13 protein-coding genes are annotated in these 15,218 nt (G+C 72.3%); 7 read left to right on the top strand and 6 right to left on the bottom strand.

All coding sequences use genetic code 11. From position 1 onward, the window contains the following. Window positions 1-25: 25 nt before the first annotated feature. Window positions 26-682, bottom strand: a complete 657-nt coding sequence (locus ACZ6ZR_RS24060) for a DUF2306 domain-containing protein (protein ID WP_465645475.1) — start codon at window positions 680-682, stop codon at window positions 26-28. A gap of 194 nt (window positions 683-876) precedes the next feature. Between ACZ6ZR_RS24060 and ACZ6ZR_RS24055 the strand changes: the two genes are divergently transcribed. Together ACZ6ZR_RS24055 and ACZ6ZR_RS24050 are read left to right on the top strand one after the other, a co-directional pair. Continuing rightward, on the top strand, window positions 877-2,025 hold the full coding sequence (locus ACZ6ZR_RS24055; RefSeq protein ID WP_465645473.1) for a sensor histidine kinase: 1,149 nt from the start codon (window positions 877-879) through the stop codon (window positions 2,023-2,025). A gap of 32 nt (window positions 2,026-2,057) precedes the next feature. After that, complete coding sequence (locus ACZ6ZR_RS24050; RefSeq protein WP_465645471.1) at window positions 2,058-2,720, top strand: response regulator; 663 nt, start codon at window positions 2,058-2,060, stop codon at window positions 2,718-2,720. Here ACZ6ZR_RS24050 and ACZ6ZR_RS24045 read toward each other — a convergent pair. Then, window positions 2,693-3,094, bottom strand: a complete 402-nt coding sequence (locus ACZ6ZR_RS24045; RefSeq protein ID WP_465645470.1) for a hypothetical protein — start codon at window positions 3,092-3,094, stop codon at window positions 2,693-2,695. The two genes, ACZ6ZR_RS24050 and ACZ6ZR_RS24045, sit on opposite strands and share 28 nt — an antisense overlap. Before the next feature lie 213 nt (window positions 3,095-3,307). Between ACZ6ZR_RS24045 and ACZ6ZR_RS24040 the strand changes: the two genes are divergently transcribed. Then, a complete protein-coding gene (locus tag ACZ6ZR_RS24040) occupies window positions 3,308-4,723 on the top strand; it encodes an amidase (RefSeq protein ID WP_465645468.1) in 1,416 nt (471 codons plus the stop codon). A gap of 118 nt (window positions 4,724-4,841) precedes the next feature. Beyond that, the gene (locus ACZ6ZR_RS24035; protein ID WP_465645466.1) at window positions 4,842-7,250 is read left to right on the top strand and encodes an ATP-binding cassette domain-containing protein; all 2,409 of its coding nucleotides are present in this window, start codon (window positions 4,842-4,844) and stop codon (window positions 7,248-7,250) included. A 103-nt stretch (window positions 7,251-7,353) separates the two neighbouring features. Here ACZ6ZR_RS24035 and ACZ6ZR_RS24030 read toward each other — a convergent pair whose 3' ends face one another. From ACZ6ZR_RS24030 to ACZ6ZR_RS24015, 4 genes are all read right to left on the bottom strand, one after another. After that, window positions 7,354-8,106, bottom strand: a complete 753-nt coding sequence (locus tag ACZ6ZR_RS24030; RefSeq protein WP_465645464.1) for a ferritin-like domain-containing protein — start codon at window positions 8,104-8,106, stop codon at window positions 7,354-7,356. Window positions 8,107-8,248: 142 nt separating this feature from the next. Continuing rightward, window positions 8,249-9,136 (bottom strand): SGNH/GDSL hydrolase family protein, encoded by an 888-nt coding sequence (locus tag ACZ6ZR_RS24025; protein ID WP_465645462.1) that lies wholly within the window; start codon window positions 9,134-9,136, stop codon window positions 8,249-8,251. A 165-nt stretch (window positions 9,137-9,301) separates the two neighbouring features. After that, complete coding sequence (gene pip / locus ACZ6ZR_RS24020; RefSeq protein WP_465645461.1) at window positions 9,302-10,258, bottom strand: prolyl aminopeptidase; 957 nt, start codon at window positions 10,256-10,258, stop codon at window positions 9,302-9,304. A 66-nt stretch (window positions 10,259-10,324) separates the two neighbouring features. Further along, the gene (locus tag ACZ6ZR_RS24015) at window positions 10,325-11,065 is read right to left on the bottom strand and encodes a class I SAM-dependent methyltransferase (protein WP_465645460.1); all 741 of its coding nucleotides are present in this window, start codon (window positions 11,063-11,065) and stop codon (window positions 10,325-10,327) included. Window positions 11,066-11,562: 497 nt separating this feature from the next. On the opposite strand from ACZ6ZR_RS24015, the gene ACZ6ZR_RS24010 reads away from it, so the two are divergent. The 3 genes from ACZ6ZR_RS24010 (at window position 11,563) to ACZ6ZR_RS24000 (ending at window position 15,158) form a co-directional block, all read left to right on the top strand. Continuing rightward, window positions 11,563-12,960 (top strand): family 2B encapsulin nanocompartment shell protein, encoded by a 1,398-nt coding sequence (locus tag ACZ6ZR_RS24010; RefSeq protein WP_465645459.1) that lies wholly within the window; start codon window positions 11,563-11,565, stop codon window positions 12,958-12,960. Then, window positions 12,957-14,219 (top strand): family 2 encapsulin nanocompartment cargo protein terpene cyclase, encoded by a 1,263-nt coding sequence (locus ACZ6ZR_RS24005; protein WP_465645457.1) that lies wholly within the window; start codon window positions 12,957-12,959, stop codon window positions 14,217-14,219. Before ACZ6ZR_RS24010 ends, ACZ6ZR_RS24005 begins: the two co-directional genes overlap by 4 nt. Before the next feature lie 66 nt (window positions 14,220-14,285). After that, window positions 14,286-15,158 (top strand): geranyl diphosphate 2-C-methyltransferase, encoded by an 873-nt coding sequence (locus ACZ6ZR_RS24000; protein ID WP_465645455.1) that lies wholly within the window; start codon window positions 14,286-14,288, stop codon window positions 15,156-15,158. Window positions 15,159-15,218 lie beyond the last annotated feature (60 nt).

The raw sequence follows: 15,218 nt of genomic DNA, 5'->3' as shown, positions 1-15,218 counted from the left end.
GTCGGCCCGTCCTTGAAAGCCTCACTTAGACCGACCGGCAACTGGGGGGCGGATTCCTGGCCAGGAACGCCTCGGCGACAGCGAGGTTGATCAGCCAGCAGGTCCAGGCGGCGGAGGCGTAGGCCTGCTCGAAGGGGGCGCCGAGCGCGTCGAAGAGCGGGAGCCAGACACGGAGGGTGACGGCGGCCAGGATCAGGGCGTAGGAGCGGACGGCCCAGACCCGGTGGCGGTCGAAGCGGCGCTGACGGGCCGTCCGGAGGGCGGCGGCGGAGCAGGTCAGCAGCAGCACCGCGAGGACGGCGAAGCCGATCGGGGCGATCGGCGGGTACAGGCCGTACGGGGCGAGCAGCAGGCCGCCGAGGCCGGTGACGGCCACGCTCAGCAGGTAGGCCCGGCCGGTGAAGCGGTGCACGGCGGGGCGGCGGGTCCTCAGCCGGCTGACGAACTGCCAGGGGCCGAGCAGCAGGGCCACCGTGCCGCCACCGATGTGGCAGAGCAGCGGGACCAGGTGCGCGAGGTAGGTGGCGCGCTGGTCCTCCAGGAAGGCGTCCGGGTCGAGGGTGAAGTAGCGGGCGGAGAGCAGTACGACCACCAGCCCGAGGAACGCGAACAGGGCCAGGGCCAGGCGGCGCGGGAGCGGGGAGGCGGGGCGGTCGGCCCGGTGGGGCGTGGCGTTGTCCATGGGGCGGAAGGTAGGCCCGGTGACCGGGCCGGAACGTCCCCCGCCGGGGGTCCACGGGGCGGTCCTCCACGGGGCACCCGCAGCGGGCCGGAGTACCCCCGAAGGGTGATGCGCCGGCCACCCTGGCACCGGTAGAACGGACCTTCGCACGCCCCGCCCGAGATCCCTCCACGACCTGCCCGGGAACCCACCACATGACGCGACCGTCCCGCAGCCTCGTGCTGGACCTGCTCCTCGCCTCCGCCTTCCTCGCCGCCATGCTCGTCGAACGCACGGCGGTGGCAGCGGAGTTGGGCGACAGGATGCCGCTCGCCGTACTGCTCAGCACCGTCCAGGCGGCGGCCGTCGCCGCCCGCCGCTCGACCCCGTTGAGCGCCTACCTGGCAGCCACCGCGGCGCTCTCGGCCGAGTCGCTCTGGGTGCTGACCTCGCCGGTCGCCCCGTACGCCAACATCGTGGTGCTGCACGCGCTCGGCCTGTACGGCACCCGCGCCCGGGCGTGGGCCGGACCGTTCATCGCGCTGGCCGGGATGGCGGGGTACTTCACCGGCTCGGAGGGGGCCCGCGCCTACCCGGCGATCCCTGCCGGGGTGCTCTTCCTCTGGCTGCTCGGCTGGGCGATCGGCTACGGCACGGCGCGCCGGCTGGAGGAGCGGGAGGCGGCCAGGGCCAGGCTGCACCGGGAGGCGGTGAACGGCGAACGGGCACGGATGGCACGGGAGTTGCACGACCTGGTCGGGCACACGGTGAACGTGATGCTGGTCCAGGCGGGCGCGGCCCGGCGGCTGCTGGACCGGGAACCGGAGCGCACCCGCACGGTGCTCACGGAGCTGGAGCAGACCGGCCGGGACGCCCTGGACGAGCTGGACCGGGTGCTGGCCGCGCTCCGCCACCAGCCAGGGCCGGAGCCGGATCGGGAGCAGGGGCATGGGCATGGGCAGGATCCGGACGATCCGTCAGGACGGCCGGGGCTCGCGGACCTCGGCCGGCTCACGGGGCGGATGGACCGGGCCGGGCTGACGGTGGACCTGCGGGTGGACCCGGGAGCCGTCGCCCGGCTCCCGCGCAGCATCGACGTCTCCGCCTACCGGATCGTCCAGGAGGCGCTGACCAACACCGTCAAGCATGGCCGGGCCGCCTCGGCGGACGTCTCGGTGCGGCGGCGCGGGGACCGCCTGGAGATCGAGGTCAGCGACGACGGCCGGGGGCCGGCCGAGGGCTACGTGCCCGGACGGGGGCTGATCGGCATTTCGGAGCGGGTCTCGATGCTCGGCGGCAGCGTGGAGCACGGGGGAGGTGACCGGGGCGGGTTCCGGCTGCACGCCGTCCTGCCGGTCCGGTGACGGCGGGTCAGGAACCGGCAGGACGGGCAACAGTGCGGATCCGGCTGGTGGTCGCCGAGGACGACGCGCTGCTGCGGGCCGGGATCGCCCTGGTGCTGGGCACCGACGAGGGCCTGGAGGTGGTCGGACAGGCGGCCGACGGACTGGCGGCGGTGCGGCTCTGCCAGGAACTGCGGCCGGACGTGGTGCTGATGGACGTACGGATGCCGGGGATCGACGGCATCGAGGCCACCCGCCGGATCGTCGCCGGGGAGCACCCCGCGAGGGTGCTGGTGCTGACGGTGTTCCAGCACGACGAGTACGTCTGGGAGGCGCTGCGGGCCGGGGCAAGCGCTTTCCTGCTCAAGCGGGCCTCACCGGAGCGCCTCATCGAGGCCGTCCGGGCGGTCGCCGCCGGCGAGGCGCTGCTGGACCCGGCGGTCACCCGGGCGCTGGTGGACCGGATCGCCTCCGCCACGCCGGGGAAAGCGCTTTCCCGGCCTGAGGATCCACGCCTGGGCCGCCTCACCACCCGCGAACGCGAGGTGCTCCGGCTGGCCTCCGAGGGCTGGTCGAACCCCGAGATCGCCACCCGGCTCTTCCTCGCCGAGTCCACCGTCAAGACCCACATGAAGCGGGTGCTGGCCAAGCTCGGCGCCCGCGACCGCTCCCAGGCGGTGGCCATCTCCTACCGCGGCGGGCTGATGTCCTCCTGACCCACCGTCACCTCCGTGACCACCAACGGCGCCACCCCGCGCCGGGCCTTCACGGCCCGGGAGACCCGCACCGCCAGGTACCCGATCAGCCAGGGCAGCACGGTGATCAGCCCGACGTAGAACCCGACGAAGCCCAGCAGCAGGTCGGGAAGCCAGGTCTCCTCGTCCCAGGTGTCGGTCGGCAGCACCGCGATGACGCCGACCACGGTGACCGGCAGCAGCGGCAGCAGGACCGAGGCCAGCCGGGTCCGCCAGCCCGGGCGCCGGGCGCAGGCGACGCCCATCGCCGCCATGACGAAGGGCCCGAGCGGCACCCAGAACACCGCCGGCAGGATGAAGATCACCCACCACTCGTCAGAACTCCCGAACATCATCAGCGGCCCCCTGGAAACGATCGTCAGGTCGTCACCGCCACCCTCGCCGGGTCGCGGACGAAGGGTCAACGTGATTTCCGACGCCCCGTCAGCAAGCGCTTTCCACCCGCTTCCCCGGACCCACCCGCCCTCTGGCCGCACCACCGCCCCACCCGTACACTGCTGCCCTGCCCGCGACGTTACCGGGCGGTAAGTAGGTACGGAGGGGACGACATGACCGACGGCCAGGGCCGGGTGCACGCGTTCGGCAACGACGCGCTGGGCGAGCACGACGCGGTGGCCCTGGCGGCCGCCGTCCGCTCCGGTGAGGTGAGCCCGGCCGAGCTGGCCGCCGCTGCCGCCGCCCGGGCCGGCAAGGTCGAGGCGCTGCGCCCCGTCGCCTTCCCGCTGCACGACACCCCGCGCTCCGCCCCCGGCGCTCCCGACGGCCCGCTGTACGGCGTGCCGACCTACCTCAAGGACAACGTCGACCTGCTCGGCGTGCCGACCGGCCACGGCAGCGCCGCCTTCCGTCCCCGCCCGGCCCGCCGCAGCGCGCCGTTCACGGAGCTCCTCCTCACCACCGGGGTGACGGTGCTCGGCAAGACCCGGCTCCCGGAGTTCGGGCTGAACGCGACCACCGAGTACGCCGCCGCCGAGCCGGTCCGCAACCCCTGGGAGACCTCGCACTCCTCCGGTGCCTCCTCCGGCGGTTCGGCCGTGCTGGTGGCCTCCGGCGTGGTGCCGATCGCGCACGCCAACGACGGCGGCGGCTCGATCCGCATCCCGGCGGCCGCCTGCGGCCTGGTCGGCCTCAAGCCGACCCGGGGCCGGCTGGTCGCCAACGAGCAGGGCCGCCAACTCCCGCTGGACATCGTCACCGACGGCGTGGTCACCCGCTCCGTCCGCGACACCGCGGCCTTCTACGCAGCCGCCGAGCAGCACCACCGCAGCACCCGCGGCCCCGCCCTGCCGCCGATCGGCCTGGTCGAAGGCCCGGGCACCCGCAAGCTCCGGATCGGCCTGGTGGTGGACTCCCCGATCGCGGCGAGCGACGAGCAGACCCGCCGGGCGGTGGAGGAGACGGCGGCCCGGCTGGAGGCGATGGGCCATCAGGTCACCCCCGCCACCCTGCCGTTCGGCGCCGAGTTCTCCCGCGACTTCCTGCTCTACTGGGGCTTCATCGCCTTCGTGATCGCCTCCACCGGCCGCCTGGTGGTGGACCGCAGCTTCCGCTCCCGCGACCTCGACCCGCTCACCACCGGCCTGCGCCGCAGCTTCCTGCGCGAGTACCGCCGGGGCCCGGGCGTGCTGCGCCGCCTGCGGCAGGCCGAGCGCACCTACGCCGGCATCTTCCGGGACCACGACGCGATCCTCTCCCCCACCCTGGCCCACACCACTCCACCGCTCGGCCACCTCAGCCCCACCGTGGAGTTCGAGGAGCTGACGGAGCGTCTGCTGCGCTACGTCGCGATCACGCCCGTCAACAACGTCACCGGCGGCCCGGCCATCACCCTCCCCACCGGCACGGCCGACAACGGCCTGCCGATCGGCGTCCACCTCTCCGCCGCCCACGGCCAGGAGCGCCTCCTGCTGGAACTCGCCTTCGCCCTGGAGGCCGACCGCCCCTGGCGCCGCATCCAGGACTGACGCGCCGCGCCCTCCCGACCGTGCGCCGTCCGCTCGAGCTGGCAGTATCGAGCCGAGCCAGGAACACGGTCAGGGAGCGCATACGCGCGGTCCCGTCGTAAGGATGGAGTCGGACAGCATGCCTGCCAGCAAGGCCGCCAAGCAGTCGCCCGCACCGCACGTCGCCGACAGCCACGACCTGATCCGGGTCCACGGCGCGCGCGAGAACAACCTCAAGAACGTCAGCGTGGAGCTCCCCAAGCGCCGCCTGACGGTGTTCACCGGGGTGTCCGGCTCCGGGAAGAGCTCGCTGGTCTTCGACACCATTGCGGCGGACTCGCAGCGGATGATCAACGAGACCTACAGCGCATTCGTCCAGGGCTTCATGCCCAACCTGGCCCGGCCCGACGTGGACGTACTGGAGGGCCTGACCACCGCCATCATCGTGGACCAGCAGCGGATGGGCGCCGACCCGCGCTCCACCGTCGGCACCGCCACCGACGCCAACGCGATGCTGCGGATCCTGTTCAGCCGCCTCGGCAAGCCGCACATCGGCTCGCCGCAGGCCTTCTCCTTCAACGTCGCCTCGATCAGCGGCGCGGGCGCCGTCACCGTCGAGAAGGCCGGAAAGACCGTCAAGGAGCGGCGCAGCTTCAGCATCACCGGCGGCATGTGTCCGAACTGCGAGGGCCGGGGCAGCGTCTCCGACCTCGACCTGGCCGAGCTCTTCGACGACTCCAAGTCGATCTCCGAGGGCGCCATCACCATCCCCGGCTACAAGGCGGACAACGTCTGGACGGTCGGCATCTTCGCCAACTCCGGCTTCCTGGACCCGGACAAGCCGATCCGCGAGTACAGCAAGAAGGAGATGCAGGACTTCCTCCACCGCGAGCCGACCAAGGTCAAGGTCAACGGGGTGAACCTCACCTACGAGGGCCTGATCCCCAAGCTCCGCAAGTCCTTCCTCTCCAAGGACCGGGAGGCGATGCAGCCGCACATCCGCGCCTTCGTGGACCGCGCCGTCACCTTCACCGCCTGTCCCGACTGCGGCGGCACCCGGCTCAGCGAGGCGGCCCGCTCCTCGAAGATCGGCAAGGTGAGCATCGCCGACGCCTGCGCCATGCAGATCAGCGACCTGGCCGACTGGGTGCGCGGGTTGAAGGAGCCCTCGGTGGCCCCGCTGCTGGACTCGCTCGGCCACACCCTCGACTCCTTCGTGGAGATCGGCCTCGGCTACCTCTCGCTGGACCGCCCGGCCGGGACGCTCTCGGGCGGCGAGGCGCAGCGGGTCAAGATGATCCGTCATCTCGGCTCCTCGCTCACCGACGTCACCTACGTCTTCGACGAGCCCACCACCGGTCTGCACCCACACGACATCCAGCGGATGAACGAGCTGCTGCTGCGCCTGCGCGACAAGGGCAACACGGTGCTGGTGGTGGAGCACAAGCCGGAGGTCATCGCGATCGCCGACCACGTGGTGGACCTCGGTCCCGGCGCCGGGACGGCGGGCGGCACGGTCTGCTTCGAGGGCACGGTCGAGGGGCTGCGCAAGGGCGGCACGGTGACGGGCCGTCACCTGGACGACCGGGCCTCGCTCAAGGCGGAGGTGCGCAAGTCCTCCGAGGTGCTGGAGATCCGCGGCGCGAGCACCCACAACCTGCGGAAGGTGGACGTGGACGTCCCGCTCGGGGTGCTGGTGGTGGTCACCGGCGTGGCGGGCTCGGGCAAGAGCTCGCTGGTGCACGGCTCGCTGGTGCGCAGCCGGGCGGCTGCCGAGGCGGGCGTGGTGGTGGTGGACCAGAGCCCGATCCGCGGCTCGCGGCGGAGCAACCCGGCGACGTACACCGGGCTGCTGGAGCCGATCCGCAAGGCCTTCGCCAAGGAGAACGGGGTGAAGCCGGCCCTGTTCAGCGCGAACTCCGAGGGCGCCTGCCCGACCTGCAACGGCGCGGGGGTGATCTACACCGACCTGGCGATGATGGCCGGGGTGGCGACCACCTGCGAGGAGTGCGAGGGGAAGCGGTTCGACGCCTCGGTGCTGGACTACCACCTGGGCGGCAAGGACATCAGCGAGGTGCTGGCCATGTCGGTCACCGAGGCCGAGGAGTTCTTCGGCTCCGGCGGGGCCGGCGCCACCCCGGCCGCGCACCGGGTGCTGGACCGGCTGGCCGACGTCGGGCTCGGCTACCTGACCCTCGGTCAGCCGCTCACCACCCTCTCCGGCGGCGAGCGCCAGCGGCTCAAGCTGGCCACCCACATGGGCGAGAAGGGCGGTCTCTACGTCCTGGACGAGCCGACCACCGGCCTGCACCTGGCCGACGTGGAGCAGCTGCTCGGGCTGCTGGACCGGCTGGTGGACTCCGGAAAGTCGGTGATCGTGGTGGAGCACCACCAGGCCGTGATGGCCCACGCCGACTGGATCGTCGACCTCGGTCCGGGCGCCGGCCACGACGGCGGCACGGTGGTCTTCGAGGGCACCCCGGCCGAACTGGTCGCCGCCCGCTCCACCCTGACGGGCGAGCACCTGGCCGCGTACGTGGGGGCGTGAGAGGGAGCGCGCGCCCGGCGGTCACGACGGAGGCCCGGCCGGACTGTCCACCCCCGTGGGGCAGTCCGGCCGGGCCTCCGGCTCATGGGGGGCGCACGCTCCGTCAGGCGGCCTGCGGCACCGCGCGCTGACGGTCCGTCCGGACCTGGGCCGCGCCGCCGAGGATCGCGGCCGCTACCGGGCCCGAGCGGCGGAACACGTCCCGGACGAAGCGGGAGCGCCGGGCTCCGAGGTCCCGCAGCGCGGGGCCGTGGTCGACCGCCACGAAGAGCGCGGCTCCGAGCAGCAGCAGCCGCCACCCACCGACCGTCACCCGCCGGGCGGCCGGGCCGAGTTCGGCCAGCGAGTCGGCCAGCCGCTCGCAGTGGAAGGGGATGTGCCGCTCCTCGTCGGCCATGATCCGCCCGGCCACCTCGCTCACCAGCGGATCGCCGGCGCCGTCCCGGACCTCGCGGTAGTACGGGACGGCGACCAGCTCGGCGATCATCAGCACGAGCAGCTCGGTGCGCATCCCGAGCAGCCGCCGGACCAGGACGAAGACCCGGTCGCTCCAGTGCCCGTCCAGGGTCGGGCGGCCACCGGCCTCCAACAGCCGGGCCAGCAGCCGGGCGTGGTTCTGCTCCTCGGCGACGAACAGCCGGGCGGCCAACGCGTAGTCCGGGTCGCCCTCGTCGTCGGCCTTGCCGATCAGGTTGGCCCCGTCGCCGTCCTCGCCGACCTGGAACTTCTGCAGGCTCGCCCAGACGGTGTCCGGCAGCCGCGCCCCCGCCGACCAGTCGGGCTCGGCGGTGGCGGCCCGGCGGGCGGCCTCGGCGTGGAAGTGGTCCACCCAGCGGGCGAAGTCGTGCTCGGGCATGGCGGTCCCCCTCGTGACGGCGGCGCGGCTCGCTCCGCCCTGCGACGAGGACGACTCTAGACGGATAACTGAACACGTTCAACACAGCTCACCGCAGGTCGCCACGCACAGCAGGTCGTCACGCACCGCGGGCCGCCGGGGCTCAGCCAGCCAGCACCACGCGCACCGCCTCGGCCATCGAGCGCTCCCCCGCCGCGTTCGGGTGGAAGGCCGCCGCTCCGCTGCCGAACAGCGGCTCCAGCCACCGCGTCCCCACCGGCTTGCAGACGTCGTGACCCACCGAGGGCCCGTAGACGTCCGCGTAGCGGGCGCCGTGCGCGGCGGCCTGGGCGGCGATCACCGAGTTGAGCCGCTTCTCGGTGTCACGCAGCCAGGGCGCGTCCCCCTTGGCGATGCTGACGGTGGCCCAGCAGTTGGACCCGTCGTCCGGCAGGATCGCCGGATAGCCCGTGACCAGCACCGCCGCCCGGGGCGCCCGCTGCCGGATGCCGTCCAGCACCGCCCCGACCTTGGCCCCGGTGGCGTCCACCTTGGCGGCCAGCTGGTCCGCCCCGCCGGAGGTGTAACTCCCCTTGCAGGGAGCACCGTTGCCGTTGAAGAAGCCCAGCGTGGTGCAGCGCAGGATGATGTCGGCGAAGCCCACGTCGTTGCCGCCGATGGTCAGCGTCACCAGGTCGGTGTCGGCGGTCAGCGCGTCGAACTGCGGCCCGGCGGAGCCGCTCTGCGTGGTCGTCATGTGGACGGTGGTGGCGCCGCCGCAGGTGACGTCCGCCTTCGCGCCCGGCGCCAGGGCCGCGGCCAGCACCGAGGGGTAGTTCTTGTCCGAGCGGGCACAGGCGGTGTCGACCTGGGTCGGCACCCCGGCGCCGGAGGCGTAGGAGTCGCCGAGGGCGACGTAGCGCGCGTACGGGCCCTGGGCCGTGGCGGCGGCCGCCGGGCCGGCTCCGGTGAGGGCGCCAGCGGCGAGCGAGGCCGTGAGGGCGAGGGTGGTGAGGGCCGCGCGGGCGCGCGGGATCCGGGTCGTCGGCATGGGGGTGCCTCCGTGGCGGTGACGAGGGGTGGGGGACGGCACACCGCCACGGACCTGCTCCAGCCGTGGTTACCGGGCGGTCTTACCGCTCGGTAAGGATGTGGCCAGCCCGACCCGCAGTCAAGCACCTTGACGGCAAGCCGAGTTGACCTTCCCCCGGTCGGGTCAACGGTTCTTGAACTCCTCGATGGCGTCGTGGACCACCTTCACCATGCTCTCGCTGCCGATGTGGCCGGAGTCCTCCGAGATGTGCAGCCGGGCGCCCGGCCAGGCCCGCGCCAGCCGCCAGGCGGTCTGCGGCGGGCAGCCCATGTCGTGGCGGCCGGTCACCACCACGCCCGGGATGCCCGCCAACTGGGGTGCGTCGCACAGGATCTGGTCCTCCGTCAGCCAGGCGCCGTGGCCGAAGAAGTGCGAGCAGATCCGGACGAAGGCGATCTGGTCGTCGCCGACCCGGTCGCTGTACATGCCCGGGCGGTTGTTGGGCTCCAGCGAGATGACGGCGTCCTCCCAGGCGAGCCAGTCGGCGGCGGCCTTCGCCCGGACGTCGCGGTCGGGGTGCTCCATCAGCCGGGCGTAGGCCGCCGGGAGGTCGCCGTCCCGCTCAGCCTCGGGGACGCCCGCGCGGAAGCGGTCCCAGGCCTCGGGGTGGAAGCGTCCGGCGCCCCGGTAGAGCCAGTCGATCTCGGCCCGGCTGCTGGTCATCACGGCCTGGAGGATCATCTCGCTGACCCGCTCGGGGTGCCGCTGCGCGTAGGCCAGGGCCAGTGTCACGCCCCAGGAGGCGCCGTTGACCAGCCACTTGTCGATGCCGAGGTGCTCGCGCAGACGCTCCATGTCCTCGACCAGGTGCCAGGTGGTGTTGAGGCTCATGTCCGCCGCCGGGTCACTCGCGTGCGGGGTGCTGCGCCCGCAGTTGCGTTGGTCGAAGCGGATCACCCGGTAGCGCTCCGGGTCCCAGGCCCGCAGCGGGTTCCGCGGACTGCCCGCGCCGGGGCCACCGTGCACCCCGAGCGCGGGCTTGCCTTCCGGATTTCCGTACTGCTCGTAGTAGACGCGGTTCCCGTCGCCGGTGTCGAGGAGCCCGGTGTCGAACGGCGTGAACGGTGTGTAGAGAGCCATGACCAAGCAGTTAGCAGTGCGCGCCCTGCGCTGCCAAGCGGTTTTTGCCGAACGGCCGACCCGGCGTCAGGCGCGGGCGCGGAACATCTCCAGCGGCGGGTGGGCGAGCGCCTCGGCCCAGAACTCCTCGCCGTACTCCCGCAGTCCGGCCTCGGTGATCCGCAGCGGCACCCACTCGACCTCGCTGAAACCGGCCGCCTGGAGGCACTTCTCGTAGACCTCGCGGCGCGGCGCCGAGGAGACGATGGTGATCGGCTCCGGCTCCAGCAGCGCGGTGACCCGCACCCGGGTGCCGGTCTCGATCTCACCGGCCGGCTCGCAGCGGAAGCCGTAACTCTCCAGGTCGGCGCAGTCGAAGGCGTAGTCCGGCTTCTGCGCCAGCACGAAGAACTCACCGCCCGGCACCAGGCTGCGGTGGATGTTGCGGCACATCCGCTCCATCTCGGCCACGGACTGGGCGTAGTTGAGACACTGCACCCCGAGCGCGACGTCGAACTGCCGTTCCAGGTCGCCGAGTTCCAGCACGTCACCGACCTCGTAGCGCACGCCCAGCGGCTCGCGCTGCTCGATCTCCCGCGCGGCGGCGATCATCTCCACCGAGATGTCCACCCCGAACACCTCGCCCGCGCCGCGGCGCTTGAACTCCCGGCTGTAGAAGCCGGTGCCGCAGGCCAGGTCGAGGACGGACCGGCCCCGCACGTCCCCCACCAGCTCCAGGAAGCTCGGCACCTCACCGAAACGCATCAGCGGCAGGGCCTTGAAGCCCTCGAAGGCCTCACCGATCGCGTCGTACTGCTGCCCGCTCATGGACGGTCCCCCTTCCGGACCGTGCACCGTGCACGGCCGTGGCCGAAAGTCTCTCCCCGCACCACCGGGCTGCCGTATTGGTGGATGACACAGAGAAACCAGGCCCGCGCGGCGTTCCCACGGGCAGAGATTACGGACCGTCAGGAGCGTTGCACCGTACGGCGATCGAGCGTTCGCACACCCGCCAGTACAGTCGTGCGAACCGGAACGATCACATTCGGTCTCTTCCGATCCTTCGGCCCGACTTCCGCCCGGACTCCGCAATCATGATCTCGGAAGCCGACCGACGGTCTGGGGAGAGACACCGATGTGAGACCGGACGGACGGCGAATACCGGCACCTCGGCACCTCTGAACGAACCGATCAGAACCAGAACGGGCAACCGACGCCCCGGGCACCGCGCCGGGACGGCCGGTCCGTGCCGTCCGCTCGTGCCCGATCGCGGTGCGCACCGCGCCCCGGCAGCCCCGTGAGAGCCCTTTCCCCGAGGAGAAGTCATGCTTGGCCTGGGAGCACCACCCACGCCGCAGTCGAGCCTGTCCACGCAGGCGGCCAGGCTGCTGGCCACGACCACCAAGTCCGAACCGCAGATGCAGGGGATCACCTCCCGGAACCTGCTGCGTGCCATGCCCTGGGTGGAGGTGGCGGCCGGAACGTACCGGGTCAACCGGCGGCTGCTGCTGAGGACCGGCTCCGGACGGGTGCTCTTCGTCCAGGAGGGTGCGGACCAAGTCCGGCCCGTACCGGCCTCCTTGGACGCGCTGCCCGCCCTGCGCGGCTACCCGGACCAGGCGGTGCTGGCCGAACTGGCCGCCGGCTTCCGGGTCCGCGAGGTCCGGGCCGGTGACCTGCTGGCCGGTCAGGGGCAGCCGGTGGAGGAGGTCTTCCTGATCGCCCACGGCCGGTTCGAGCGGATCGTCGAGGGCAAGTACGGCGAGGCCCAGGTGGTCGGCGTGGTCACCGACGGCGCCCACCTGGGCGACGAGGCCCACCTGCGCCCGAACGCCGAGTGGTCGGCCACCGTGCGCGCCGCCACCGACGCCACCGTGCTCGCGCTCCCCTGGGAGCGGTACCGCGAACTCCTGGACCGCACGCCCTCGTTGCGGGCGCACACCGAGGAGTTCCGGGCCCGCGCGGGCCTCGCCGTCAACCGCAAGGGCGAGGCCGAGATCGCCATCAGCGCCGGCCACCACGGCGAGCCGCAGATCCCCACCAGCTTCGTGGACTACGAACTCGCGCCCCGCGAGTACGAGTTGTCGGTGGCACAGACCATCCTCCAGGTGCACACCCGGGTCTCCGACCTCTACAACGACCCGATGGACCAGCTGCAGCAGCAGCTGCGCCTGACGGTGGAGGAGCTGCGCGAGCGGGAGGAGCACGAGATCGTCAACAACCGCGAGTTCGGGCTGCTCCACAACGCCGCCTACGACCAGCGGATCTCCACCCGCAGCGGCCCGCCGACCCCGGACGACCTGGACCAGCTGCTCGCCATGCGGCGCTCCACCCACGCCTTCTTCGCGCACCCGAAGGTGATCGCGGCCTTCTTCGCCGAGTGCAACAAGCGCGGCCTGTACCCGGCCCCGGCCGAGGTCAACGGCAAGCTGGTGCCCGGTTGGCGGGGCGTGCCGATCTTCCCCTGCTCGAAGATCCCGGTCTCCGACACCCACACCTCCACCGTGATGGCGATGCGCTTCGGCGAGGAGCAGCAGGGCGTGATCGGCCTGCGCCCCAAGGACCTCCCGGAGGAGGTCGAGCCCGGGCTGAACGTCCGCTTCATGGGCATCAACCAGCAGTCCGTGCTGCGGTACCTGGTCAGCGGCTACCACTCGGCCGCCGTCCTGGTGCCGGACGCGCTCGGGCTGCTGGAGAACTGCCAGATCGGGGCGGCCGCATGACCGGGACCGAACTCCAGGAGCTGGGGCGGCTGTTGCGCGGCCCGAGCGGCCTGGGCACCGCCAGCCTCTTCCTGACGCGCCCCACGGAGGCCCCTCAGGTCACCGAGGCCCCCCAGGTCACCGAGGTCACCGAGCCGGCCCGGGTCACCGGAGCGGTCGAGGTGGCAGAGGCCCCCGCGGTCGTGCCGGTCACGCTGCCCGGGCCGCCGCAACTCCCCTTCCTCGTCCGGGAGATCGCCGCGCCGACGGCCGAGCCAGCCCCCTCCGGCAAGCCGGCCCCCGGCGATCCGGTGCCCGGCCTGTACTTCCACCCCGTCGCCGAGCCGGACCCGGCACGGGTCGAGGAGGTCAGCCGCCGGATCAAGGACTGGGCGGTGCACGAGGTCGCGCTCTACCCGCCGGAGTGGGAGGACCAGTTCGACGGCTTCTCGCTCGGCCGCTACATGGTGACCTGCCACCCGGACGCGCCGACCGTCGACCACCTGATGATCGCCACCCGGCTGATGGCCGCCGAGAACGTCGTCGACGACGTCTACTGCGAGGACCACGGCGGCTCCCCGGTCGGCCTCGGCGGCCGCCTCCTGCTGGCGCACACCGCGCTCGACCCGGTGCACACCGCCGCCGGGTACACCCCGGCCTGGCAGGAGTCGCTGCAGTCCGACGCGCCGCGCCGGGCGTACTCCTCGGCCATGGAGTACTTCCGGCAGGCCGCCAGCCCCTCCCAGGCCGACCGCTTCCGGCACGACATGGCCCGGCTGCACCTGGGCTACCTGGCCGAGGCGGCGTGGGACGAGACCGACTACGTGCCCCAGGTGTGGGAGTACCTGGCGATGCGTCAGTTCAACAACTTCCGCCCCTGCCCGACCATCACCGACACGGTGGGCGGCTACGAGCTGCCGGCCGACCTGCACGCGCTGCCCGCCCTCCAGCGGGTGATCGCGCTGGCCGGGAACGCGACCACCATCGTCAACGACCTCTACTCCTACACCAAGGAGCTGCAGAGCCCCGGCCTGCACCTCAACCTCCCCGTGGTGATCGCCCGGCGCGAGGAGCTGGAGGCCCGCGAGGCCTACCTCAAGGCCGTCGAGGTCCACAACGAGCTGATGTACGCCTTCGAGGCCGAATCGGCCCAGTTGGCCGTCGAGTACCCGAACCCGGCGCTGCTGCGCTTCCTTCGCGGCGTCGCGGTCTGGCTGGACGGCAACCACAACTGGCACCAGACCAACACCTACCGCTACACGCTCCCCGATTTCTGGTGAGCGCCGCCGGCCCCCGGCCGGCCCGCCATTCGTCCGCCACACCCTTTTCGACGAGGAGAGTCCCCCATGACCACGACCGCCGCCCCCACCACCGCCGCGATCCCCGGCCCGGCCACCAGCTACCAGGGCGACATCGCCCGGTACTGGAACAACGAGGCCCGCCCGGTGAACCTGCTCCTCGGCGACGTGGACGGCCTCTACCACCACCACTACGGCATCGGCGACGTCGACCAGGCCGCGATCCAGGCCGACAACGACGCCGAGCGCGAGCCGAAGGTGATCACCGAGCTGCACCGTCTGGAGTCGGCCCAGACCAACGTCCTGCTCGACCACCTCGGCCCGGTCACCGCCGAGGACACCCTGGTCGACGCCGGCTGCGGCCGCGGCGGCTCGATGGTGATGGCCCACCAGCGCTTCAACTGCACCGTCGAGGGCGTCACCCTCTCCAGCACCCAGGCCGACTTCGGCAACAACCGCGCCCGCGAGCTCGGCATCGACCACGCCGTCCGCTCCCGGGTCGCCAACATGCTCAACATGCCGTTCGAGACCGGCCAGGCCGCCGCGTCCTGGAACAACGAGTCCAGCATGTACGTGGACCTCGAGGACCTGTTCGCCGAGCACTCGCGCATCCTCAAGCTCGGCGGCCGCTACGTCACCATCACCGGCTGCTGGAACCCGGTCTACGGCCAGCCCTCCAAGTGGGTCTCCCAGATCAACGCCCACTTCGAGTGCAACATCCACTCCCGCCGTGAGTACATGCGCGCCCTGGCCGACAACCGCCTGGTCCCGCAGGCCGTCATCGACCTCACCCCGGCGACCCTCCCCTACTGGGAGCTCCGCGCCACCACCTCGATCGTCACCGGCATCGAGGAGGCCTTCATCGAGTCCTACAAGGACGGCTCCTTCCAGTACCTCCTGATCGCCGCCGACCGGGTCTGACCTTCCGGATGACCGGCTACGCCTCCGGGGGCGCGAAGCTCTGCCGATCCGCAGAGCTTC

This window comes from Kitasatospora sp. NPDC088742, from assembly GCF_055584905.1.
This window is presented reverse-complemented; position numbering and strand designations above follow the sequence as displayed.